Source organism: Paenibacillus thalictri, assembly GCF_004307995.1.
Classification (GTDB): Bacteria; Bacillota; Bacilli; order Paenibacillales; family NBRC-103111; genus Paenibacillus_AF; species Paenibacillus_AF thalictri.
This window is the reverse complement of the sequence record NZ_SIRE01000043.1, coordinates 24,877-48,887: the sequence shown is the minus strand read 5'-3', so window position 1 is coordinate 48,887 and position 24,011 is coordinate 24,877. Positions and strand designations below refer to the sequence as shown.

Here is a 24,011-nt window from a genome sequence, read left to right as displayed (position 1 = left end):
CAGGCGTCAGGAACGGCACAACACTCATGTGACTGTGAATCCAAAAGGGAGGGGCGAGTTATGTTTCGAGTCATGATCGTGGAGGATGAGCAGCCGATTCTTGAATTAATGAAATACATCATCGGCCAGAGTCCGCATTATACGATTGCCGGTGTTTTCACGAACCCGCTGGAGGCGCTTGACTGCTTGCCGCAATTAGAACCCGATGTCGCTTTTATCGACGTGGAAATGCCCAAAATGAACGGGCTGGAGTTGGCCCGCCATATCAACGAGATAACCGACGATATCAAAATCGTGTTCACTACGGCTTATAAGCAGTACGCGCTGGAAGCGTTCGAAGTCTATGCGTTTGATTATATTTTAAAACCCGTGACTCCGGCGGCCATTGAACGGATAGCCAGCCGTCTGCTCAGGCAGCTCCTGCCGGCTCCGGCTGCCGAACCGGAAAGGAAACAGACGCTGATCCGCTGCTTCGGAGGGTTTGAAATACGCAATAAAAAAGATGAGCCGGTTCATTTTCCGACGCGCAAAGCCGAGGAACTTTTCGCTTTTTTCCTTTGCCATCCCGGCAAGGAGCTCAGCAAATGGACGCTGACCGATATGTTATGGCCGGAGATGGAGGGAGACCGGCCGCTGCACAATTTGTATAATACGATTTACCGTTTAAAGAAGCTTTTAAAGGAACACGAAATCGAAATGGATATCCGCAAAATAAATGAAGGTTATATTTTGGACACATCGCTTGTGTCGTATGACGTATTGGCATTTGTGCGGGAAGGAATAATGGCGGGGGATCACGCCCAGGATATGTCGCAGGCCGAGCAGCTTTTTTCGCTGTACCGGGGGCCGCTGCTGGAAACGAAGGATTATACTTGGAAGTTTCCGATTGAAGAAGGATACAGCAGACAATACGCGGGTCTAACGCGCAAGCTGGTTGAAGCGGAGATGGCAGGGCGGGAATGGTCGAAGGCGGAACGAAGATTGGATGTTTATCTGTCCTTATACCCCTTGGATGAAAAAATGAACCGGCTCTTGATGGACTTGTATGTCAGCAGCGGCAGCGTGGAGAAAATCGCCAAGCATTATGAACGTTTTGAGGCAGCTTGCCTGCAGGAGTTGGGTGTTGAACCGTCACCGGAAATGAAAAACCGCGCGGCTCCTTATTTACCTTAGGGAGCCGCTTGTTCATATCCGCGATTTTCTAAGCACTTGATGAATCACCTCGGAAAAGACAAGGCCGATGGCGATCGCACCCGAGATCATAAAAGCTTTCAAGCCAAGCTGTACGGCCAGATCGTAATGGTCTTGCACGACATTGCGCATGGCGTCATAAGCGGTGCCGCCCGGCACCAGCGGAATCACCCCGGATACGCTGAATACGATAATCGGCGTTTTATACACCTTGGCCAGCGTCTGGCTTAACACGGTGACCAGAAACGAAGCCGCCAGTGCGGCGAGAATCGGATTGGCCGGAACCTCGATGACAAGCGTATAAAGCAGCCAGCCGAGCATGCCGACCAATCCGCACGGCAGCAGCGTTTTTTTCGGTACATTAAACAGAATGGCAAACGCTCCGGAGGCAATAAAGCTGGTAAGCAGCTGCTCAATCATCCCCGCCATTACAGATCAAACCCCCTTCCGCTAAAAAAGGCCAGCACGAAGGCCACTCCGGCGCCGATCGCAAATGCGGTAAACAGCGCTTCCGCTCCTTTGGAAACGCCGGATACGAAATGTCCGGCCATCAAGTCCCGCACAGCATTAGTGATCAGCAGGCCAGGGACCAGCGGCATAACGGAGCCGATAATAATTTTATCCAGGTCCGAGCCGATACCGCTGGCGATAAAAAAGCAGGAGCACAGTCCGATGACAAGTGCGGCGAGCCCTTCGGCAAAAAATTTAATCGATATCAGGCTTTGTACCCGAGCAAGCACATAATAACCGATTCCACCCGATACGGTTGCGGGAAGAAAGTCATGCCAAGAGCCGCGAAACATAATCAGGAAACAGCCGCTGGCCACGGCCGCGGCGAGGAAACGCAGCGGAAAAGGATAACTCAGCGTCTCCGTTTCCGTCATCTTCAGCAGCTTGAAAGCAGCTTCCGCAGACAACTGTCCGCCGGTTATTTTTCTGGACACGTCGTTGACGATTGTGACTTTGCGCAAGTCGGTGGAACGTTCCGTAATACGGACCAGCTGCGTGGCAAACGCGGTTCCCTCCATTGAAAAAATAATCCCGGTTGGCGTGACAAAGCTATGTGTATTCGGGACGCCGAGCGCATCGGCAATCCGCGTCATCGTATCCTCAACCCTGTACGTTTCCGCACCGTTTTCCAGCATCATTTTTCCTGCTAACAAACAGAGCTCGGCGACGATATGGTTCGATTCCGTTCCGGTTTGCAAATGGGCCGCCCCTTTCTGGCTCTGATCTATGCAACCATTGTAACATATTGGATCAATCCGGCAATGGAGGGGGAAATAGCGCAAGTACCGTTTAGTTGTGCAAATATCACTGCGATTGGACTTCTGTCCGTTGCGCAGGGCATATGCTGAATCGTACTTTAGTATATCTGGGAGGTGCTTGCAGCATGGAAATTTCAAAGCGCTTGTTGGCCAAGGCGACCAAGTTTCAGACACCGTATTACGTAATTAAGGGGAATTTGGCGGGCCATACGGTCATGGTGACTTCCGGTGTGCATGGGAAGGAAATCGCCAGCATCCGAGCTGCCAAAAAACTTCTGAGGTTGCTGAAGAAAGGTGAGCTGCGAATCGACAAAGGTACCCTGATCCTCGTTCCGGTCGTTAACCGGCGGGCATATAAGCTGCGGATCCGCGGCGTTCCCGATTTGAACCGGACCTTCCCGGGCAAACGTAAAGGCAAGGCGCGGCATCCGCTATCAGCCGCATTATTCCGTTTGGCGGAGCAGGAGCAGCCGTCGTGGTACGTGGACCTGCATGAAGCCAACGGTTTATCCAAAATCAATCCGAAGCGTTTGGGGCAAACGTTAATTGCCAACCGGAAAAGCAAAGCGATTCCTGCGGTGAAACGCACCGTAAAGCAGATGAATCGATCGATAAGCAGAAAATCAAGACAATTTACGGTCCGTCTGGGAAGTCTGCCCGGTTCCGGGCGAAACGCCGCGCACCGCCTGCTGAAAGCAAAGGCGGTCACCGTGGAGACGTGCTGGAGTTTGCCGATGAAAACACGGGTCGGCTATCAGATGGAAATTTTGCATAACCTGTTGGCCGAAGCCGATCTGCTGCAGCGCGGCGCCGTATCTCGGGTGAAACGGAAACGCTGAAGCGCGGCGTCGCGAACGTCCGCAGCACCGGGTTCATTCGTTGATCGGCACCGTCATCTGGACCGAGGTGCCGAAACCGTATTTGCTGCGGATCGTCATTCCATACCCCGGCCCGTATGCCAGCTTGATGCGTTTATTTGTATTATATAACCCGATATGTGCCGTAACATCCTCATCCGCCTCGCTGGCAAGCCGGGTACGCAGCATGCGAAGCGTATCCTTGTCGATGCCCATGCCGTTATCGTGACCGATATTTGCAGATCGGATTCGCGGATGCGAATGGTTGCCGGCCAAGCTGGCGTTTGCTTTGTTTGTTGCGGTGTATGGAAAGCATAAGCGAGGGGCGGCCCTATAAGAGAGCCCTGCAAAAGGCACCCTAATATTTATAAAAGTATCCCCAGTGCCGCGGAGGTACTGGGTTTTGTTGTATACTGTCAAAGCCGTTGCCTGCCAGTGCATCGAGAAAGGATTGGTAAAATCAATGACCATTTTCGTAGTCAAAAATCATCCGAAGCTGGAAAAGAAACTCCTGCGGCTGCCTGAACTGAAGAGGGAGCAAGAGGATGCGGAGAAAGTCATGCAGAAATTCCGCAGTAAGTATATAAGGCTGAGCCAATCTCTGCCCAAATGAAAACATATATGTCCATACCGTAAAAATCAGAAGCCTAACGGATGCCCCATTCCTTTCCTTTACCCAGGGGGCCATTGTCTATTATAAGGGGGGGCACTTCACCCACAGTGCGGGCTTGTTCATTAAATAACTCATCCCGAGATACGCGATCATGAAGGTATCAGGATGCCGCTTCCGTAAATATTGGCGACAAAGGAAAGCCCCGCGGTATTAATCCCCTGGTTCGTGTCATAGTTGACACCCTCAAAAGAGAATACAAAAAAGATATCAATCGGTTGTTCGATCACTTCTTCGGTTGAAGCGAGTACCGAATAATATCTGAGATTTTGCCAGTTATACGGCCTGACAGCATCTGTTGTAAATGAAGAGTTTAGGGGCAACGGACCGTCCATTAATTCGACACCCAGATTGGTAATGATGCTGTACTGGTTGAGCGACCCTGCTACATATGATTGAATTTCCAGTGTATGGGCGTTATCGGCAAATACGGCTACACTGAGGACAAATAAGGGCCGCGGCACCGCTAGTGTAACCGTGTTGGATCTAACTGCAAAGCCCTGCGTCTGCCCCGCTACCGGCGGGTTGGATGTCCACACCGTTTGTGGATCTGCAACACCGCTGAAAGTGCTGTTGTCGTTCGTGTATTTAGCCAGACTTGGCCAATTCGGATATGCTCCGGAAACGTTAACTGTGTTGCCACCCATTCCTGTCAATACGCCGGCTATTGCAGCGGCCCTATTTGCGGCACCAAACACGGTTGACGTGTTGCTTGTAATTCTTTGAATCGGAGTTATCGCCATTTGATCTCCTCCCTGATATTGTTGTAACTAGTTTCCAGCTACACCTATCATATTCGGGTTCTATCATGCTTGTATGAGGAAAGAGACATTGGTGATTCGCATATTCCGTAGTTAGCTGTGTTGCTTTCTCCTTCACTACATGTGTTACATCAACAATCCGCCAAACGATTCTAATGCCCGTCCGCCTGTGGTATGCTGAAAGTATCCATATTTAAGGAGGCAATCCGTTATGAAGCTTCGCTGCGCAATATTGGACGATTATCAAGAAACGGCGATGTCGCTGGCCGATTGGCCGTCAATTGCCGATCAAGTCGAAGTGAGAGCGTATACATCGCATTTTACCGAGGAAGGCGAGCTTGTTCAAGCGATTGAAGATTGCGAGATTGTCGTAATCATGCGTGAACGCACGCCTTTCCGGGCACCGCTGCTGGCACGGTTGCCGAAGCTGAAGCTGCTGATCACAACCGGCATGCGCAATGCGTCGGTCGACATGGCCGCAGCGGCCGCTCAAGGCATTACCGTATGCGGCACAGGCGGCGCCGGAGACTCGACAACCGAGCTGACCTGGGCGCTTATCCTCGGTGTGGCCCGCAGCATCGTGCAGGAGCATAACGCGCTGCGCGCGGGAGGACCGTGGCAGAGCACAATCGGGACCGATCTGTACGGCAAAACGCTGGGTGTGCTTGGTCTTGGCAAGCTCGGCAGCAAGGTGGCGAAGATTGGTATGGCCTTCGGTATGAACGTAATGGCATGGAGCCAGAATTTGACCAAAGAGCGGGCGGAGGAAGCGGGTGTGACTCTGGCGGCTTCGAAGGAGGAACTGCTTGCGCAAAGCGATTTTGTCTGCATCCATCTTGTGCTGAGCGACCGGACGCGCGGGCTGCTTGGAAGAGAAGAGCTGCGCCGCATGAAGCCGTCGGCGTATTTGATCAATACGTCGCGTGGGCCGATCGTCGACCGGGATGCTTTGGCGGAAGCTCTTGAAAATGGCTGGATCGCGGGAGCGGGCCTCGATGTGTACGACGTGGAGCCGCTGCCGCAGGACGATGTGTTCCGCCGGCTGCCGAATGTGCTGACGACGCCGCATCTCGGATATGTTTCGAAGGCGAATTACGCCGTTTTTTTCCGGGATGCGCTGGAAGACATCAAAGCGTATTTGGCCGGTACGACAGTACGCAAGTTGAACTGACATTTTACAGTTAAAGGAGCGGAGAGGCGAAGATCATGAGCACAGTGTTGAACCTGAAGTATAGCGAGACGTATGCGGACGCGCGAAACATAGACGTATATGTGCCTGAAAAGCCAAATGGAGTCTGTTTGTTTTTCATTCACGGCGGGGGCTGGGAAAAAGGCAATCGGCAGCAGTTTGCCGAAGTGGCGGCTGCTTTCTGCGGTCAAGGTTATGTGTGCGCTTCGATCAGCTACCGTCTGGCCCCGGATTCCATTTATCCCAGCCAAATTGAAGACGCCCGTCTGGCGATGCAGTTCCTGAAGCGGAGAGCAGAGGAATTCGGCTTCGATAAACAGCGGATCGTGACGTTAGGTTCTTCAGCCGGAGGGTATTTGGCATTAATATTGGCATCCATTGATGCCAACGATGCGCTCGGATTGACGGAGGAGCTTACCGATACGGATACTATGCCGGGTGGCGTTGTCGCTTATTGCCCGGTAACGGAGCTGTCGGAGCAATTTTCGTTTGTCACCCAATACATCGGCGGGACGAGGGCGGAGAAGCCGTCATTGTACGAAGAGGCGGCTCCCGTGAAGCGGAATATGGCGACTTCCATTCCTTATCTGTTCGTTCAAGGGGATACCGACGACATCACGCCTTTGGCGGAAACGCAGGCGATGAGCGACAAAATCGCCGCGGCGGGCGGGACTTCCGAACTCGTCGTATTGCCGGGAGTCGGTCACGGCTTCTGCTACGGGGTCACTACCGAGGCGCAAAAAACAAGCATGCTGGAAGTCGCACGCTTTTTGAGGAAACATATTTAAGGGCATTGTCCCTGCATCTGCTCTAACATATGATAAGCGCTTCGGTATACTACGCCGGGCGCTTTTTTTCGTCGGCTCCTCTTAACTCTAAAAAAGACATGGATACATCATATTCTATAAAAAAATTGAACATAAGTCTATTACTTTTTTAGGAAAAATTGTATGGTATTTATGCAGCCGCGGCGCAATACGAAATCAGGGATGAAGGGAGAATACCACATGATTACGCTCAGAAAAATCACGCTGGAAAACCGGCGTGACATATTTAAATTGGAGGTATCCGAGGAACAACGGCGATTTGTTGCGTCCAATCTGTCAAGTGTAGCTTCGTGTTATGTCCTTGCAACCAATGGGGGCCATCCATTTCCGTTTGCCATTTATGCGGATGAACAGCCGGTCGGTTTTGTTATGTTGGCTTATGGAACCACCGGATACGATGAGCCGTCAATCGCAGTCGATAACTATTGCATAATGCGGCTGATGATGGATAAGCAATATCAGAATCGGGGTTATGGGCGGGAAGCTATGGAAAACATCTTGGAGTTTATCCGCACCTATCCGGCAGGACCGGCGCATTACTGCTGGATCCCTTATAAACCCGATAACGCACCTGCCAAAAAACTATATGAAAGCTTCGGCTTCCGTGACAACGGCGAAAACTTCAACAACGAGGCAATTACCGTATTGCGACTCTGATTTGCCGCTTGCGCTATGAAAATAACCATTTACATTGACTGTGTGAATTTGTAGTAGAACCGGGGGAGTCCTCATGGACGATAAGATTTTAGAGATCCTGCTGCAATATGGTATCGTCAACCCTGAAGTCGCGCTGCTCAGACACAATGAAAACCGGACGTATAAAGTGATCGATACGTCAAATGGCAGCGTCTATCTTCTTCGTTTGCATGATCCGGTGACCGTAAATCTTGCCGGCATTCAGCATACGAGACTCCGCGGTATTAGGATATTACGCTTTCGTAATGGAGAACAAATCGGTCCATCCATGGATTCAAGAAAGGATGCCGCAGTTTTGCGAAACGCGTTGTACGCCATTTCTCAATGGCGACAGTATTTTTCTTGAATTTTGATTGGAACGAGTGTCAGTTTTAACGGGAGAATAAGTTGCACACTAGTATAGAAGCTGACCAAGGGATCAGTATGGGGCGGAAAAGCGTCAGCGGCCGTTTTTAAAATCGTATCCCGGCATGCTTTTATCATTCAAGGGGATACGATTTTAATTGACGGTTGGAGTCCCATACTGATCCCCTCCCAACGCGCCGCAGCGACTCTATTGGCTTTGAAGATTTTGAATACTCGGATCACAACTTCTTCAGCACCTCAAAAATACGCAGCTCGTTCACCGACTCAATCACTTCCGAAATGCTCGCCTGCTTGAACTTTTTCAAAATGCTGTTGATCTGCTTTTTGATCGTTTCGTATTCGACATACCGCTCTTCCGCGATCTGCTTGCGCGACCGTCCCTCGCAGAGCAGCCGCAGCACCTGCAGCTCGCTGGGCGTCAGCTCGGAAATGATCTGAATGACGTACATCAGGCTGCTTTCGGCGCGTTTAACCCGGGCGAATTCGCCGCGGATTTTCTCTGCGATCATCGGCCGGATCGGCGAACGGTTGTAATATGCAGCCATAATCGCTTCGGCAATCTCCTCGTTGCTTGCCGTTTTCAGCAAATAATCCATGATGCCGGTTTGAAACGCGGAGAAAATAAAGTTCTCGTCTTTGTGCACGGTCAGTACGATGATTTTGATATGCGGAAACTTCTCGTTGATTTCCTTGGCCGCATGAATGCCGGCATATTGGCTGTCCATTTCGATATCCATCAAAATGACGTCCGGCTGGACCAGCGACGCCTGCTCGATCGCAGCGCCGGCCGAATCGGCATGAGCGACACATTCGATCCCTGCGGTTTGGGCGATCACCCGCTCCAGCCTTCTCCGGTGAGCCTCCATATCGTCTGCAACAAGCACGCGAATCAGACGGTTGTCCACGATACATATCCCCCTCTAGATGAATGGTAAGTAAATCGTAAAGGTTGTGCCGCTTGCGGCGCTGCTTTCCACTTCGATCCTGCCGTCGTGCGCGGCGATAATTTTATGGCAATACGACAAGCCGATACCCCAATTATTGATCGACGACTTGGTTGTAAAAAAAGGATCAAAAATCATGTCGAGGTTCTCTTCGGATATTCCGGGACCGTTGTCCGAGATGCGGATGATGCCCCAACGGTTCCGCTCGCCGGTTTCGATCGCGATACGCCCGTTAGGCCGGCGGGATAACGACTCAGCGGCATTTTCTAATAAATTGAAAATCGCTTCTTCCATATGCTGCGGATCGATATAAGAGAGCGAATTCGTCGGACCAACGTTCAGATCGATCGTGATCTGGTGTTCTCTTGCGCCCAATTGCTCCACTGCTTTGCGGACGGGCACTTCAAGCGCCAGCGGCTGCAGATTGAGCTGGATGTGCTTCAGCTTGTCCGCGGCACCATTGATGCTGCCCAGCGCGCTGTCGCAGGACTTCAGCATCAGATTCACGCTATAGGCTGTTTCCTCATTATCCGCATGCAGCTCCTTTAAATATTCGGCTTCCGAGCGGATGGCGATGAGGTGGTTTTTTAAGGCGTGGGTGAAAGCCCTTGCGCCTAGTGTGGCCGTATCGATGCTTTTATTGATCTGCACATCGCGATTTTTACGGTACATCTCGATGGCATTAAATTTGTAGACAACAAAGATCATCAAGATCAGTGCGCCGTAGATCGCATAAGGGAGAATCAGCAGCATCAGCGGCGAGGAGCCGAACGGCGGCTGCAAATAATTGTAATATCCCGGTAAGTAGGTCGTTCTGATCAGATTTTGCGGAGCCCACGGGAACAACAAGAGATGTAGCCCCGTAACCGGGATCAGCCCGAGGATATGATACAGCGTCAAATTTTTTAAAAATTTGATTTTGGGATAATTGGCGTAATAATTGATCAGCAGGCCAAATGAAAACCAAATCACCGCGTATTTCACGGCTTTGAACGAGAAATCCAAGACACCAAACAAGGCATGGTACGAAGCGGAGTTTTGCCAAGCGATATGAACGGAAGGATCGTACAAAACGAGCTGAAGTACAAATAAAACGGCCGCCGCCGCATAGACGGTCCGCTGCCACTTCGTCTTCAGGCTCCGGGTGAAGGAAACGGCAAAACAGAGCAGCGAGCAGTGGAACAAGATTACGCCGCCGTTCAGCAGACGGATCAGCATTTGCGGGTTAAATTGCGTTAGCACCAGGTAATTCCAGGTTCCGGGACTGAAGTCGAATACCAAATGCATGATGTTGTAATAATAATTGAATTTGCTGAGGTACAAGATAAACGCGACAAAAGACAGCACCCAGCCAAGGATAATGCCGTGCATGAAACGGGTGGAGGTGTTGCTCAGCTTTTTAAACGTCAGCGTAATCGAAAATACTAAAATAAGCAGGATGATGAAAATCATGGCGTTGCCTCCACGGGGAGGGAATGATCTAGACATAAACGGGTTGTCAGGGTGAATAAAACATTCATCTGTGCGGCCTCCGGCATCCCAAGTACAATGGGTACAAGAAAACGTAATCAGATCATATCAAACAAAAAGGGTGGATGTAAAATGAAAAAAATGATCGGCATTGCCGTAACCGGCGCGATGCTAGCGGGACTTGCGACCGGCTGCGCCACTTCCAAAGAGACCGGATCAAGCGGGACAACGGCCGCTCCGAAAGGCGAAACCAAACCGGTTACGCTGAAAATGACCGTGTTGTCCGACGATCAGAACGCCTTCAAGGAAGTGTTTGCGGAATTCAAGAAGGAAAACCCGAACATCGACGTGCAGATCGACACCATCCCTCAGCAGCAGTATTACGAGAAGCTGCGGATGCAGCTTTCATCCGGCGAAAACATTGACATCATCGGCGGTAACATGGACGTTTTTCTCGATACCGGCATTCTTGAGCCGTTGGACGATTATATCGCCAAAAACAAAATGGACGTGTCCGGCTTCGGCCCGTTATACGATAACTTGAAGGTCAACGACAAAACGTACGGCTTGCCTTACCGCAAGTCGAACTGGATGTTGTATTACAATAAAACGCTGTTTGACGAAATGAAGGTGCCGTATCCGAAAGCGGATATGACATGGGACGAGTTCCGCGATTTGGCCAAAAAAATGACCAAAGGCGAAGGAGCAAACAAAGTTTACGGCGCGTTCCTCCATCCGTGGGCGCAGACGTGGTATATGCAGGCGGTGCAAACGGGGGCGTCGATTATCGACAAAGATTTGTCGCCATTTAAGAAAGGGCTGCAGTTCCGCATGGACATGGAGAAAGACGGCTCGATTATGTCTTGGGCTGAGCAAATTACGACAAACGCTCATTACAATTCCGCGTTCCAAAAAGGCAATGTGGCCATGAACGTGATCGGTGACTGGCATGTGGCGCAGCTCAGAGCAGCGGAGCAGGAGAAAAAAATCAGCTTCGATTGGGATGTCGTGCCGATCCCGCATCCGGCCGGCGTGCCTGCCAATACGAGCTTGGCGACCCCGGTATCGCTGATGCTGAACAAAAATTCCAAAAACAAAGATGCCGCGTTCCAGGTAATTCAATTTATGACCGGCGCGAAAGGCGCTAAAGTGTTTGCTTCCAAAGGATTTTTGACCGGCTACACCAATGATGACATCCGCAAAGCATATATCGGAGACGGCAGCTTGAAGCCGAAAAACATTCATTATTTCGTTGAGCAAAGAGAATATGCGGAGTACCCGCTGCTGCCCGGCGTGAAAAACATCGTGTTGAACAACATTTATAAGCAGGAAGGCGAAATGGCGCTGACCGGCGCGCAGACGGCGGACCAAGCAATTCAAAAAATCGGCGACCGTGTGCAGAAAGAATGGGCCGACAAATACGCCAAGGACTATAAAAATACCAAAAAGTAAACAGAACGTGCATTCGGACCTCGCTTGGCGTCAAGCGGGGCCTGAATGTTCGGATAGGAGGGGAAGACATGCTTTCCAAAAGCAATAAATCGGTAACACGCAGCCGGATGGTTGGCTACGCTTTCCTGCTGCCCAATATGATCGGATTTCTGCTGTTTATTTGTTTTCCGGTAGCCGCGTCGTTTCTGATGAGCTTTACGGATTGGAACGGTTTCGGCGACATCGAGTTTTCCGGCCTCTCCAATTATGTTCGCCTCTGGAGCGACGAAACATTCAAGATTTCGCTGCTCAACAGCTTGATTATGACAGTTGTTTACGTTCCTTTGACCTTGCTGCTGGCGATATTGGCCGCCGTCGCTTTAAATAAAGGCATCCGGTTTACGAAAATATTCCGTACGGCCATCTTTATGCCTCATATTACGGCAACGATTGCCGTGGCGGTCGTCTGGCAGCTGCTGTACAACCCGACGATGGGGCCGATCAATATGTTTTTACGGTCGGTAGGTCTCGAGCATCCGCCGTCGTGGCTGGCATCGACTGATTGGGCTTTATTCTCCGTCATTATCGTGTCGATCTGGCATTCCGTCGGATATTACATGGTGTTATATTTGGCCGGACTTCAAGGCATTCCGAAAGATCTGTACGAAGCGGCGGAGATCGATGGAGCCGGGGCAACGTCCAGGTTCGTTAACGTGACGCTGCCGATGCTGTCTCCGGTTATCTTTTTTACCGTTATTATCGGGATTATTAACTCCTTCAAAGTGTTCGATATGATCTTTGTATTGACGAAAGGCGGGCCGGGGCGTTCGACACACGTGCTCGTTTACGATATTTATTACACGGCGTTCCAGCGCTACGAATACGGTTATGCGTCCGCCATGGCTTATGTGCTGTTCGCCATCATCGCCGTCATCACGTACATCCAGTTTAAAGGACAAAGCCGTTGGGTGAATTATTCATAAATGCAAGGCCAGGAGGAAAACAAACATGAGCGACTCGGCCGTACGACCTGCCCAATCTTATTCTGCTCCGCCGCGTTACCGGACGAAAAACGGTATTCGCAAGCTGCTGTTATATGCCGTCATCGTCGCGTCCGCCGCTTCCATGGTGGCGCCGTTTATATGGATGATCTCGGCTTCCTTTAAAGCGGAGTCGGAAATATTCGGCTTCCCGATCCAGTGGATTCCGAGCAAGTTTTACGTATCCAACTATGAGAAAGTATGGGTGAACCTGCCTTTCTTTACTTACTATTTAAATACGATAAAAATTGCGGTATGCACAACCGTGCTGCAAATCATTACCTGCTCGCTGGCGGCGTACGCTTTTTCCAAGGTGCGTTTTCCCGAACGCGACAAGCTGTTTTTTCTATATGTAGCAACGATGATGATTCCGTTTCAGGTGATGATGATACCGCAATTTATGCTGATGAAAAGCATCGGCCTGATCGATTCGCATTGGGCGCTGATTTTGCTCGGTGCCTTCAGCCCGTTTGGAGTCTTTTTGTTCCGGCAGTTTTTTATGTCGATTCCCGAAGAATTGTCCGAGGCGGCTAGAATCGACGGTCTCAGCGAATTTGGCATCTACGCCAGAATCATCCTGCCGCTGACCCGGCCCGCAATCGCAAGCCTGACGATTTTTACGTTTATGCATGCATGGAACGATTTCTTGGGACCGCTGATTTACTTGAATTCGGACCATTTGTTTACGCTTCAGCTTGGCATGCAGCATTTTCAATCCGAACATGCGACCGAATACGGACCTTTGATGGCCGCGGCGGTATCGGCGATTATTCCGACCATTATTGTGTATTTCCTCGCCCAGGATCATTTTGTGGAGGGCATATCTGCCGGGGCTGTCAAAGGCTGAGGGTGGGGAAGGGAACTGGCTGAACATTGCAATAAGCGCGTATTCCGAGTGAGCATCGCTATACACATATTGGCAGACGGGACCGGTTGCAAACGCGCCCGGGGCGTGTGACAGTGGTAGAGAACCGGGTGAAAGCAAATCCCGGCGTGTGACGGTGACCGGGAACCCGGTAGTCCCGGCGCGGCTGGGTGTGTAGTTGAAAGGAGTTATTTTATATGGCTGCGAAAAGACCCAATTTATTGTTTGTTTTTCCCGACCAATGGCGCAAGATGGCGGTGGGGTGCAGCAACGACGATCCCGTATATACGCAGAATATCGACCGTTTTGCGGCGGAAAGCGTTACGTTGGACCATGCGATCAGCTGTTTTCCGCTGTGCTCGCCGAACCGCGCGGTGATGCTGACCGGGCGCTTTCCGCTGTCAACGGGAGTTACCGGAAACTGCAAGCCGGGCCTCACGTTGAAGTTAAACGACGATGAGCTGACGATCGGCAATATGCTGCAAAAGGAAGGTTACCGCACGGGGTATATCGGCAAGTGGCACCTCGATTTGCCCGAGCGTTCGCTGAACCCGGAGCCGCCGTCGGGCGCTGTGCATTGGGATGCGTATATACCGCCGGGGCCGCGCCGGTTCGGGTTCGATTTTTGGCACGCCTACAATGCCAACGACAAACATATGTCGCCGCATTACTGGCAGGATACGCATGAGCGTATTGCGCCAGGGGAATGGTCGACGAAACACGAAACCGATGTGGCGATTCAGTTTCTCCGCGATCAGCCGGCGGATCAGCCGTTTTGCCTGGTGGTGTCGTGGAACCCGCCGCACCAGCCTTTTGAACAGGTGCCTGACGAATATAAAGCGATGTACGCCGATCAGCCCGGTTATATCCGGCCTAATGTGCAAGGGGACGGCTTAGAGCAGGCGGAGCGGCATATGAAAGATTATTTCGCCGCCGTAACCGGGACCGACCGCGAGTTCGGGCGGCTGCTGGAAGCGCTGGAAGAAGCGGGTTTGGCCGAAGATACGATCGTTGTGCTGACGTCCGATCACGGCGAAACGATGGGAGCTCACGGCTGGATGGAGCATAAAAATATATGGTACGAAGAGTCGATTGCCGTTCCGTTTTTTATTCGTTATCCTAGCGGGCTGGGGCCTCGCACCGATTCCGTTTTGTTCAACAGCGCAGATATCGTGCCGACTTTGCTTGGACTCATGGGCGTACAGCCGACTGAACCCGGCCGGATTCAAGGTACGGATCACTCCGGCCTGCTTCGCGGGGAAGCGGCGGCGCGGCCTAACTCCACCTTCATCTGCCATTATCCCGGCGATGTGGATGAGCACAAGCAGGCGCAGGAGGAAGGCTGGAACATCAATGCCTACGGTTGGCGCGGCGTGCGTACAGCCCGTTACACCTATGTAGCGGAAAAAAGAGTCGGCGACCGCGCCGTCCGGCGGCTGATGTACGACAATGAGCTGGACCCGTATCAGATGTCGCCGGTGCTTTTGGACGGGCCTCCTCGGGAGTCCATCGCCGCGGAGCTGGAGAGCGAGCTGCGCTCGTGGCTGCGGCAGGCAGGCGACGATTTTTGCTTGGAATAATGGCGTTTAACGGCGTAAGCATAATGGCGTGAATGCGCTCAAATCATTGCGGTACAATGACACGTTTGGGCAAACTATAGTATGGCTTTAGCATCCCTGGAATCATCGTTCCGGGGATATTTTTTTGCAAGTCAATGTAAGTTGAACAAAAGAACTTCAGGCTAAAACTGGAATGGAGCGGGTTTCCAAAACATTTGTTCACTTATATAGTAGAACGACCCGGAATTTCAGTTAGTATGGCTAGCGGATGAAGGGGCTTAACGTCAGTACTGTGCCTGTGCGATTCATCTCGACAACATGAGGTGGCCGCCGAATGGCAGCACTGAAGACCATTCAAATATGAATCGCCATGGCCCCGACGGACATGAGCGCGCTTATTCGGCAACAAAACCGAGGTTATCATTTTTAACGGTCAGGGTCGCGCTTATTTGTTCAAAAAGTCAGGGAAACCACAGCTGATAGGCAAAATAAGGCCTCTGGTGTCCGCTGCACTTTGTAAACCTCTGATTTTGTTTATATAGCTGCGTTCATGTCCGTAAGAGGGGAGGCTAACCGTATATTGGGCTATGTACAATGAATTTGTATTACTGAATACCCAGGTAATTAAAAGAAAGCTGACCAAGGGATCAGTATGGGTGGGAAAAGCGATAGCGCCCGTGTTTAAAATCGTGTCCCAACCGTTTCTATCCATTCAAAGGGACACGATTTTAATTGACGGTTGGAACCCCATACTGATCCCCTCTGAACGCGCCGCAGCCCCTCCTATCACAAACAACATTTTTCTCCTTTAATGCGCCGCAGCCCCCCTAGCAAAATAGCATCTTTTCCCCCTACATGCGTCAAAATAAGTCCCAATCCCGCCCACCCGAAATTTGAGCGCTTACACCGTAGATTTGATACATTTGAAAACGCTATCATTTATGATAACATGGATTTTGAACCATTAATTCCCATATAAGAGAAAGGGTTGAATAAGGAATATGAGAAAAACACTGCAAACAACGACTGCAGTCGTGCTGCTCATCTCTTTAGCGCTGATGGGCTGTTCTCAACGGCCAAGCGGGGGCGCCGCCAGTACTCCAGACAACTCGAAACCTGCAGCTGCCAAACCAGAGGCAAGCACTGCCGCGCCGGCTGCACCGGCTGCCGCACCTAGCGGAGACAAAATCCGCCTGACCATCTACAGCACGATGAGCGAAACGGCAAACCAGGATGTGCTCAAGGGAATCGGCAATGATTTCATGAAGGAAAATCCGAATATTCAGCTGGATTTTCAGTTCCCCGGATCGGAATACGAAAACATTCTGAAGGTCAAAATGGCCGCCAACGATCTGCCGGACGTTTGGGATACCCATGGATGGGCGATTATCCGCTACGGCAAATTTTTGGCCGACTTGAAAGACCAGCCTTGGGCTTCCAATCAAACCGACACAGTGAAAAACGTCGTCACCGACAAAGACGGCAAAGTACATGCGCTTGTTATGAGCGAAGCGAAAGACGGGATTTCGTTTAATGCCGATCTGCTGCAAAAATACGGCATCGAGGTTCCGAAAACATACAACGAGCTGATGGCGGCGGCCGAAAAAATCAAAACGCAAAGCAACGGAGAAGTCGCGCCGTTCTTCATGTCCGGTATCGACAACGGCATGCTCGGCGGATACCTTGACATCTACGCTTCGCCGTTTTATATAGCGCCAAAGGAAAACTTCGCCCAAAGCCTGCTTGACGGTAAGTTCGACTGGAACAAGTGGACACCTCTGGCGCAAAATCTGCTCGATATGCAAAAGAAAGGTTACATCAACTCCGACGTATTGACCGCCAAACGCAGCGATTTGCCGCAGCGGTTCGCCCAAGGTAAAGTAGCTTTCGTCATGGGCGCTCCTTCCTTCGCGGATGACGTTCACAAAATTAGCCCTAATATAAAAATCGGTCTTATGGCGGTGCCTTCCATCGTAGATGGCGACGAGCCGAGTTTCTCGGGAGGGGAGCGCTATACGATGGGCGCCTGGAAAGACGGCAAACATCTGGCCGAGTCGAAAAAGCTGATCACCTTCTTCGCCAAGCCGGAGAATATGGAGAAAATTGCCAATGTAACCAAGCTGCCTCCGGGGTTAAAAGGAGTCAACTCCAAGCACGAATTCTCCGACTACTACAACAAATATGTAAACAACCGCGTGTTCCCGTATTTTGACCGCGTGTATTTGCCAAACGGCATGTGGGACGTGATGTGCAAAACCGGTGCGGCGCTGCTTGCCGGAACGGTAACTCCAGCCCAGTTTTCCGAGAAGATGAAGCAGGAATACGAACGGCTCCGCAACAAATAAGCAAAATTTCTGATCGCAGACGTTTCGGCCAAGATGCGACGGACTAAACCGTGAATCGGGAGGGTTTCCCTCCCGATTTCTTTTAACACTAGAAATCCAACATTTTCGGAGGGTGCTGCCATGGCAGAAACAAAATCAGTGTCCGCAATGGAAAAACATACGCAGCGCGCGCGTGTCGGTTCGGGGAGCCGGATGGCCCGCAGCGGCGCCATGCTGAATCTGCTGTACGTGCCGGCGCTTATTTTGCTGGCCATGTTTATTTTTTATCCGTTTCTGAAGGGCATTCAAATTTCATTTACGAACTGGAACGGCTACAACCCGGATTTTAAATGGGTCGGGTTTACGAATTACAAAAGGCTGTTAACCGATCCCGATATTAGCAAGATTATTAAAAATACAGTCATTTACGGCATCGGCAGCTCGGTATTTCAGAATTTGATGGGTCTCTTGTACGCCTTATACCTGAACATGAACATCCGCAGCCGCGGATTGGTGCGGACGGTCATTTATCTGCCGGTTATCATCAGCTCGCTCATTATGGGTTATATTTGGTATTTCTTCTTCCGCTTCGAAGGCGGCGCGATCAACGACGTTTTACTGCTGTTCCAGGATAAACCGGCGAATTTGCTGGGGGACCCGAACGTCAACGTATGGATTATCACCTTTGTAAATACGTATCAATATTTAGGCATCGCCATGGTGCTGTTTTTGGCGGGCCTGCAAACGATCCCCAGAGACTATTACGAAGCAGCGACCATTGACGGAGCCGGGCCGTTGTCTCGATTCATACATGTCACATGGCCGCTGCTTGCGCCGGCTTTTACCGTCAGCATGGTCATGAACCTGATCGGCGGTCTCAAGTTGTTCGACGTCATTGCCGCGCTCACCAACAGCGGTCCCGGATATGCCTCGGCTTCGCTGTCGACCTTCATCTATTTGCTGTATTTCGGCCGTGAAGATGCAGGGTATGCGGCAACCGTCGGGATTCTGATGTTTGTGATGATTTCCATTGTCAGCATGGTGGCGCTTGTGTTCCTGCGCAAGAGGGAGGTATCTGCATGACGAGTAAAAAAAACAAGCTGACCTTGATTTTGTCGATTCTGATTTGCATCGTGCATATACTGCCTTTCTATATTCTGATTACCACCTCGTTTAAGGCGATTGACGATCTCAGTTCCAAATGGGTGATGCCGGGTTACTTGTACCTCGATAATTTCGCGAACGCATGGGAGAATGCCAAACTTGCGAACGCCTTCAAAAACAATCTGATCGTCACTTTGTTTTCCATTACGATCATTATCATTTTGGGCTCGATCGCCTCATACCCGCTGTCCCGAAGGCAGACCAAATGGAACAAGTTCATTTACATGCTGATCGTTTCCGCTTTGATCGTGCCACCACTGACCAGCCTTGTGCCGCTTTACAAAATTGTCGTCGACCTCGGCGGCATGAACCAATTCTGGGGTATCATTCTGCTGCACGTTACGTTCCATTTGCCGATGACGATTTTCCTGTACACCGGTTTTATCGGTACCATTCCGCGCGAATTGGACGAGGCGGCGATGATCGACGGAGCGGGTCAATTCGGCTTGTTTTACCGCATTTTGCTGCCGCTGCTGATGCCGATTACGGCGACGGTCATTATTTTGCACGGCGTATCGGTGTGGAACGACTTTCAGTTTTCGCTGTTTTTTCTGCAAAAACCGGAGCTGCGCACCGTCACTGTCGCTTTATCCAGCTTTTTCGCCGAAGACGGCCAGCAGACGGGTTGGGTCGCCGCCGGTTCGTTTATGGGCGCCTTACCGATGACCGTGCTGTATCTTTTCCTCCAACGTTACTTTATTTCGGGGCTCTCGGCCGGCGCGATCAAGGGCTAATCCACTCAAAAATCGCGTTTTTTCCGGAGAAATACGCTTGAGACAGGCTTAGGAAAGAGGTAATATAGAGACAAGGGTCAGTCTGGAAGGTGATACAATATGTGGCAATCCATCCGGTTTAAGCTGGCGCTTTTGTTTTTGGCTACGATTGTTATTCCAGTGGTCATCATTGTTGTTGCGCTGCCGACTTATTATCAGAAGTCGATAGCCGAGCAAGAGTACATCCAGATGCAGGATACTTTAACAGCGCTTACATTCAGTATTGAAACGTATCTGGACGATCTCGACCGGATGACGATAACCCCCTATTTTAACAGCGACGTCATGCAGGCTTTAAAAATCAAATCGTATGACCGTTCAGTGAAAATCGCCCCTTACGAGCAATATGAAGCGGAACAAGCTCTCTCCAACACGCTGCCTAAATTTTTGAGAAACACCCGCAAGGACATACTTGGCACCATCCTGCTTCCGATGGACGGCTCGATTTATCTTACCGATCCCACCGGCTTCGGCAATAAGCCGGTGGAAGGTTATCCGTTCAAAGATCAGGATTGGTACATTCGCGCCATGAAAGAGGACGGCAACGTCGCATTTATCAGCGTGCACTTTCAGGATTATCTGGAAGGCCCGGGCAAGCAGGTATTTTCCGTGGCCCGGGTCATTAACGATCCCGACACGCGCAGGCCGCTGGGCGTGATTATGGCGGATGCCGATACGATCGCTCTGGAAAAAATGATGCGCGGCATCCGCTTAAAAAGCGGCTCGATCGCCGCCATTCTGGACGATAAGCAGAAGCTGATCTATGCCAGCCAGCCGCTGCCCGGCGAGCTGCAAAAACAGCTGGGCGGAGGGAATGGCGTTGTCGCGAGCGGCAATGAAAGCTTTTCCGTCGTCAGCGAGACGGTCAGCCGCTCCAATTGGCGGATCATTGTGTTGTTTCCCGAATCGGTCATTAAACGGGCGCTTGAACGTATATATTGGGTAGGCTTTTTGTTCGCGGCCTCCGGTCTTATCATCACGCTGCTGTTGTATTATACGGCCTCCCGCTGGATCGTAACGCCGTTTAAGCAGATGATTCAAGTGATGAAACGGGTGCAGCGCGGCAATTTGCAGACGTTTTACCCGGTCCGGGGGAACGATGAGATCGCCCAGCTTGGCTCCAACTTAAACACGATGATCGCCCAACTTGGCGAGTTGATCGATCGCGAATTCCGGGCTGCGCTGGGACAAAGAAATGCCGAATACCGGGCACTGCAATCGCAGATTCAGCCGCATTTTTTGTATAACACGTTAAATGGCTTTATCGGTTTGAACCGGACGGGTCAAAGCATGATGCTGGAGCGGGCGATTCTGAGCTTAAGCGGCATGATGCGGTATACGCTGGAACATAACGATTGGGCGCTGCTTAAGGAGGAACTGAATTTTATCGATAAGTACTGCGAATTGCAGCAGATGCGGTTTGCGGAGAGGTTAAGCTACTCGATCGAATGCCGGCCGGAAGCGGCGAACGTGCCGATCCCGAAGCTGCTGCTGCAGCCGCTTACGGAAAATGCGATTATCCATGGCATTGAACCCAGCGATGCGGCCTGCCGTTTAACGATTGAAGCGGAAATCGTTCCGGGAGAAGGCGAAGACGAAACCAACCGGCTGGAAATCCGCATTGCCGACAACGGAATCGGCTTCAACCCGGGGCATGGCCGCGAGGGCGTTGGTCTGACGAACGTGCGCGAACGGCTGCGGCTGGCTTATGAGGGCTCCTTTCTGCAGATGGAATCCGCCGCCGGACAAGGAACGCTTGCTCGAATTCTAATTCCGCTGAGGGATGTGAACGGAAGATGAAGATGGTCATTGCCGACGATGAGAGTTTAGTAAGAGCCAGCTTGTGCAGCATGATCAAGGATATGGAGGCTCCTTGGCATATTGTCGCCGAAGCGACAAACGGCGAAGAACTGCTGGAGATGGTGGCATGCCATAAACCGAATATCGCCATCGTTGATATGCGTATGCCGAAACTGGGCGGACTGGAAGCCATTCGTCTTGGCAAAATCATCTCGCCTCTGACGGAATGGGTCATTTTGAGCGGTTTCTCCGACTTCACTTATGCGCAGCAGGCTTTAAAGCTGGGGGTTTCGGAGTATTTGCTGAAGCCGGTCGATCCCCATGAGCTGGAAAAGGCGCTGCATCATATTTACAAAGATAATAAGGAGTACACTGCGCTGCTGAATCAGCAGTTCGAAAACAGCCTGGTCGCCTTGTGCAGCGGACTTACCTCGTTGAAGTTCGAAGAGCGGGACAGCTTGCTGCACCGCGGTAAGTTTTCGGCGCGCGCCTTTTATTTGGACAGCGCGGCGTCCGTCCGCTCGTCGGCCGATATTCAGCGCAGGTGTTATGAAGAAATTCGCGGATTTATGAAAAAACATCTCGTGTACGGGATGAATTTGGCGCTGCTCGCATTGCCGGGCGGCGAACTGGCCGCTGTTGGCGTATGGGATCCGGAATTGGGGCCGGACGTCAAGACGGGAGTGTGCGAATTTTTCCGCGAGATCGAATCGTATGTTTTCGGTCTTGGCAGCGACAATACGGCGGCCACCGTACTTAGCACCGGCGAATGCCAGGGATTTGAGGAATTTAACAAGCGATTTCAGCAGCTTCAGCACATGGCGGACCTGCGGTGTGTATGCGGCGTGAACCGGAGCCTTGATTTTGCCGAATTGTCCAAAGAGGATGAGAGGCCGGACAAAGCGGAGGGCGTAAGGCTGCTAAGTGCGATCTGCCGTCATTTTCAGGACCGCATGTATTTGAACTATCACAACGCCGTGAACGAATGGGAGACGTTTCTTCAAAAACAGCCGCAATTTATGCAATCTGAAAAAACGCAGGAGTCGATCCGCCAGTATTTGATGTATGCGATCGGGCTTCACCTCCCTTGTCAGGCGGCGGCCGGGCAAATCATCCGGGAGCTGCGGCAGCACGGGGAAAGCGCGCTGATCGTGATGTGCCCGAAGGAGCCGAATATAGCGGACCTGGTCGGACAAGTCACTCAATATGTGGAAAAACATTATATGGACGATATTGGCATCGGGCAAATTGCCGGGCAATTAAACGTGTCGGCCAATTATTTAAGCACTTTGTTTCATAAGAAAACCGGGATGATGTTTGTCAAATACTTGACTCGCATCCGCATGTTGAAAGCGCAGGAGCTGCTGCTGAACACGAACCTGCAGGTGAAGCAGGTCGCCGAGCAGGTCGGCTATTACAGCACAAGGCATTTTACGAAGCTGTTCACTCAGACGTTTGGCAATTATCCTTCCGATTACAGGAAAAATCAGGCCCAGTCGGTGTAGGGAGGGGCCAGCAGAAGCTTACGAAGCCAGCTTTCCTACGGAAAGCTTTCAGGAGGTCCAACCATGGCGCTAATCCAATGTCATTTTTTCTCAGAGACTTTGATGTTAAGCACTTCGATGACTGTCATTTTGCCGCAGCAAACGAAATCGCAGATTGGCATGAACAATGTGAAAAAAGGCGACCGTCACCCAACGCTGTATTTGCTTCACGGTATGTCGGACGACGATTCGATCTGGCTGAGACGGACGTCGATCGAAAGGTATGTGGCATCCCTTGGCATCGCCGTAGTTATGCCCCAGGTGCACCGCAGCTCATATACGGACATGGCCTACGGCAACCGGTACTGGACTTTCTTGAGCGAGGAACTGCCGGAGATTGCGCGGTCATTTTTCCCGCTGTCCGACCTGCGCGAGCACAACTATGTCGCGGGATTGTCGATGGGAGGTTACGGCGCGCTCAAATGGGCCTTAAGCAAGCCGGGGCAATTCGCGGCGGCGGCCAGTTTGTCGGGCGGCCTCAACCGGGCGAAAGTGCCGGAGGATCCGGCGCGGCTGCGCGACTACCGGCTTACGTTCGGGGATGAGCCGGTAACCGGCACGGCCAACGATTTGTTCTGGCTGCTGGAGCAATGCGACAAATCGGACGGACTCAAACCGAAGTTGTATCAGTGCTGCGGCACGGAGGACTTTTTGTACGAGGATAACCTGTTGTTCCGCGATGCATGCCGGCGCACTAATATGGACTTCACATATGAAGAAGAACCGGGGACTCATGAATGGGGATATTGGGACCGGAAGATCCAAGACGTGCTGGCCTGGCTGCCGTTGCCGGAACACACAAACGCAGAGTAGGATTGGCTTGTACTGAAGTTTTTGAATCGGCGAATAGGCGTCCACTGCTTTGCGGCTTACCGATAGCATGGTTAGGTGGTGGCGGTTTTCCTTTCTTATCTCCACTCTGAAGGATCGATCGGCCTAAAACAAAAAATGGTTGAGCAGGCGTATCATTCTGCTCGACCATTTTTCATTAAAGCCAGTTCCATCTTGTTTCAAAGTACCACTCCCGCTTGTACTCCGTCATGCTAGCGATAGTTTCTTTGATGTTATATGACTATGCAATTGGAATTTTAATATGTAGATTTTGCAAATTGTCAAGGGATAGTGTGTGATCTTTATACTAATTTTAGAATTGAAGGCCATCTGATCGGGTGGTAATATAGACCTACTTTGCACCCAAAACAGCGTGTCTTCCTGCCTAAAAATAAGAACGGAGATGGGGGGAACCAAAGAAAGTTCGGCAGGATTGGGGAC

At 51.2% G+C, this 24,011-nt stretch carries 23 protein-coding genes; 17 read left to right on the top strand and 6 right to left on the bottom strand.

Going from position 1 to position 24,011, the window contains the following annotated elements; translation table 11 throughout:
- The first annotated feature begins 60 nt into the window (after positions 1-60).
- Positions 61-1,173, top strand: a complete 1,113-nt coding sequence (locus EYB31_RS37715) for a response regulator (RefSeq protein WP_131018774.1) — start codon at positions 61-63, stop codon at positions 1,171-1,173.
- A 12-nt stretch (positions 1,174-1,185) separates the two neighbouring features.
- Here EYB31_RS37715 and EYB31_RS37710 read toward each other — a convergent pair whose 3' ends face one another.
- Positions 1,186-1,611: a threonine/serine exporter family protein gene (locus tag EYB31_RS37710; RefSeq protein ID WP_131018785.1), complete on the bottom strand. Its 426-nt coding sequence runs from the start codon at positions 1,609-1,611 to the stop codon at positions 1,186-1,188.
- A gap of 8 nt (positions 1,612-1,619) precedes the next feature.
- The gene (locus EYB31_RS37705; RefSeq protein ID WP_131018773.1) at positions 1,620-2,399 is read right to left on the bottom strand and encodes a threonine/serine exporter family protein; all 780 of its coding nucleotides are present in this window, start codon (positions 2,397-2,399) and stop codon (positions 1,620-1,622) included.
- A 185-nt stretch (positions 2,400-2,584) separates the two neighbouring features.
- Between EYB31_RS37705 and EYB31_RS37700 the strand changes: the two genes are divergently transcribed.
- Entirely contained in the window at positions 2,585-3,298 is a 714-nt protein-coding gene (locus EYB31_RS37700; protein WP_131018772.1) for a M14 family metallopeptidase, read from the top strand.
- A gap of 33 nt (positions 3,299-3,331) precedes the next feature.
- On the opposite strand, the gene EYB31_RS37695 is transcribed toward EYB31_RS37700, so the two are convergent.
- A complete protein-coding gene (locus EYB31_RS37695) occupies positions 3,332-3,592 on the bottom strand; it encodes a sensor histidine kinase (RefSeq protein WP_131018771.1) in 261 nt (86 codons plus the stop codon).
- Between the two features lie 187 nt (positions 3,593-3,779).
- Between EYB31_RS37695 and EYB31_RS40520 the strand changes: the two genes are divergently transcribed.
- On the top strand, positions 3,780-3,929 hold the full coding sequence (locus EYB31_RS40520) for a hypothetical protein (RefSeq protein ID WP_165452818.1): 150 nt from the start codon (positions 3,780-3,782) through the stop codon (positions 3,927-3,929).
- A 149-nt stretch (positions 3,930-4,078) separates the two neighbouring features.
- Here EYB31_RS40520 and EYB31_RS37690 read toward each other — a convergent pair whose 3' ends face one another.
- Positions 4,079-4,729 (bottom strand): hypothetical protein, encoded by a 651-nt coding sequence (locus EYB31_RS37690; RefSeq protein ID WP_131018770.1) that lies wholly within the window; start codon positions 4,727-4,729, stop codon positions 4,079-4,081.
- 229 nt (positions 4,730-4,958) lie between these two features.
- On the opposite strand from EYB31_RS37690, the gene EYB31_RS37685 reads away from it, so the two are divergent.
- The 4 genes from EYB31_RS37685 to EYB31_RS37670 all read left to right on the top strand — a co-directional run bounded on the left by EYB31_RS37685 (position 4,959) and on the right by EYB31_RS37670 (position 7,805).
- Positions 4,959-5,918 carry a D-2-hydroxyacid dehydrogenase family protein gene (locus EYB31_RS37685; protein WP_131018769.1) on the top strand — a complete coding sequence of 320 codons (960 nt, stop codon included), beginning with the start codon at positions 4,959-4,961 and terminating at the stop codon, positions 5,916-5,918.
- Positions 5,919-5,953: 35 nt separating this feature from the next.
- Positions 5,954-6,724, top strand: a complete 771-nt coding sequence (locus EYB31_RS37680; protein ID WP_131018768.1) for an alpha/beta hydrolase — start codon at positions 5,954-5,956, stop codon at positions 6,722-6,724.
- Positions 6,725-6,943: 219 nt separating this feature from the next.
- Positions 6,944-7,420 carry a GNAT family N-acetyltransferase gene (locus tag EYB31_RS37675; RefSeq protein ID WP_131018767.1) on the top strand — a complete coding sequence of 159 codons (477 nt, stop codon included), beginning with the start codon at positions 6,944-6,946 and terminating at the stop codon, positions 7,418-7,420.
- Positions 7,421-7,493: 73 nt separating this feature from the next.
- Positions 7,494-7,805 (top strand): aminoglycoside phosphotransferase/kinase family protein, encoded by a 312-nt coding sequence (locus tag EYB31_RS37670; protein ID WP_131018766.1) that lies wholly within the window; start codon positions 7,494-7,496, stop codon positions 7,803-7,805.
- A 238-nt stretch (positions 7,806-8,043) separates the two neighbouring features.
- On the opposite strand, the gene EYB31_RS37665 is transcribed toward EYB31_RS37670, so the two are convergent.
- Together EYB31_RS37665 and EYB31_RS37660 are read right to left on the bottom strand one after the other, a co-directional pair.
- Positions 8,044-8,730, bottom strand: a complete 687-nt coding sequence (locus tag EYB31_RS37665; RefSeq protein ID WP_240763201.1) for a response regulator transcription factor — start codon at positions 8,728-8,730, stop codon at positions 8,044-8,046.
- A gap of 15 nt (positions 8,731-8,745) precedes the next feature.
- On the bottom strand, positions 8,746-10,221 hold the full coding sequence (locus EYB31_RS37660; RefSeq protein ID WP_165452817.1) for a sensor histidine kinase: 1,476 nt from the start codon (positions 10,219-10,221) through the stop codon (positions 8,746-8,748).
- 150 nt (positions 10,222-10,371) lie between these two features.
- Here EYB31_RS37660 and EYB31_RS37655 point away from each other — a divergent pair, with 150 nt between their 5' ends.
- The 10 genes from EYB31_RS37655 (at position 10,372) to EYB31_RS37610 (ending at position 23,552) form a co-directional block, all read left to right on the top strand.
- A complete protein-coding gene (locus EYB31_RS37655; RefSeq protein WP_240763200.1) occupies positions 10,372-11,691 on the top strand; it encodes an ABC transporter substrate-binding protein in 1,320 nt (439 codons plus the stop codon).
- 68 nt (positions 11,692-11,759) lie between these two features.
- On the top strand, positions 11,760-12,653 hold the full coding sequence (locus EYB31_RS37650; RefSeq protein WP_131018764.1) for a carbohydrate ABC transporter permease: 894 nt from the start codon (positions 11,760-11,762) through the stop codon (positions 12,651-12,653).
- Positions 12,654-12,678: 25 nt separating this feature from the next.
- Complete coding sequence (locus EYB31_RS37645) at positions 12,679-13,557, top strand: carbohydrate ABC transporter permease (RefSeq protein WP_131018763.1); 879 nt, start codon at positions 12,679-12,681, stop codon at positions 13,555-13,557.
- 215 nt (positions 13,558-13,772) lie between these two features.
- On the top strand, positions 13,773-15,155 hold the full coding sequence (locus EYB31_RS37640; RefSeq protein ID WP_131018761.1) for a sulfatase family protein: 1,383 nt from the start codon (positions 13,773-13,775) through the stop codon (positions 15,153-15,155).
- Between the two features lie 980 nt (positions 15,156-16,135).
- Entirely contained in the window at positions 16,136-17,479 is a 1,344-nt protein-coding gene (locus EYB31_RS37635) for an ABC transporter substrate-binding protein (RefSeq protein WP_131018759.1), read from the top strand.
- 147 nt (positions 17,480-17,626) lie between these two features.
- Positions 17,627-18,541 carry a carbohydrate ABC transporter permease gene (locus EYB31_RS37630; RefSeq protein WP_131018782.1) on the top strand — a complete coding sequence of 305 codons (915 nt, stop codon included), beginning with the start codon at positions 17,627-17,629 and terminating at the stop codon, positions 18,539-18,541.
- Positions 18,538-19,356, top strand: coding sequence for a carbohydrate ABC transporter permease (locus tag EYB31_RS37625; RefSeq protein WP_131018757.1), 819 nt, complete (start codon positions 18,538-18,540; stop codon positions 19,354-19,356). Before EYB31_RS37630 ends, EYB31_RS37625 begins: the two co-directional genes overlap by 4 nt.
- Before the next feature lie 99 nt (positions 19,357-19,455).
- Complete coding sequence (locus tag EYB31_RS37620) at positions 19,456-21,195, top strand: sensor histidine kinase (RefSeq protein ID WP_131018755.1); 1,740 nt, start codon at positions 19,456-19,458, stop codon at positions 21,193-21,195.
- Complete coding sequence (locus tag EYB31_RS37615) at positions 21,192-22,700, top strand: response regulator transcription factor (RefSeq protein WP_131018753.1); 1,509 nt, start codon at positions 21,192-21,194, stop codon at positions 22,698-22,700. Before EYB31_RS37620 ends, EYB31_RS37615 begins: the two co-directional genes overlap by 4 nt.
- A gap of 63 nt (positions 22,701-22,763) precedes the next feature.
- The gene (locus tag EYB31_RS37610) at positions 22,764-23,552 is read left to right on the top strand and encodes an alpha/beta hydrolase (RefSeq protein ID WP_131018751.1); all 789 of its coding nucleotides are present in this window, start codon (positions 22,764-22,766) and stop codon (positions 23,550-23,552) included.
- Positions 23,553-24,011: the final 459 nt, after the last annotated feature.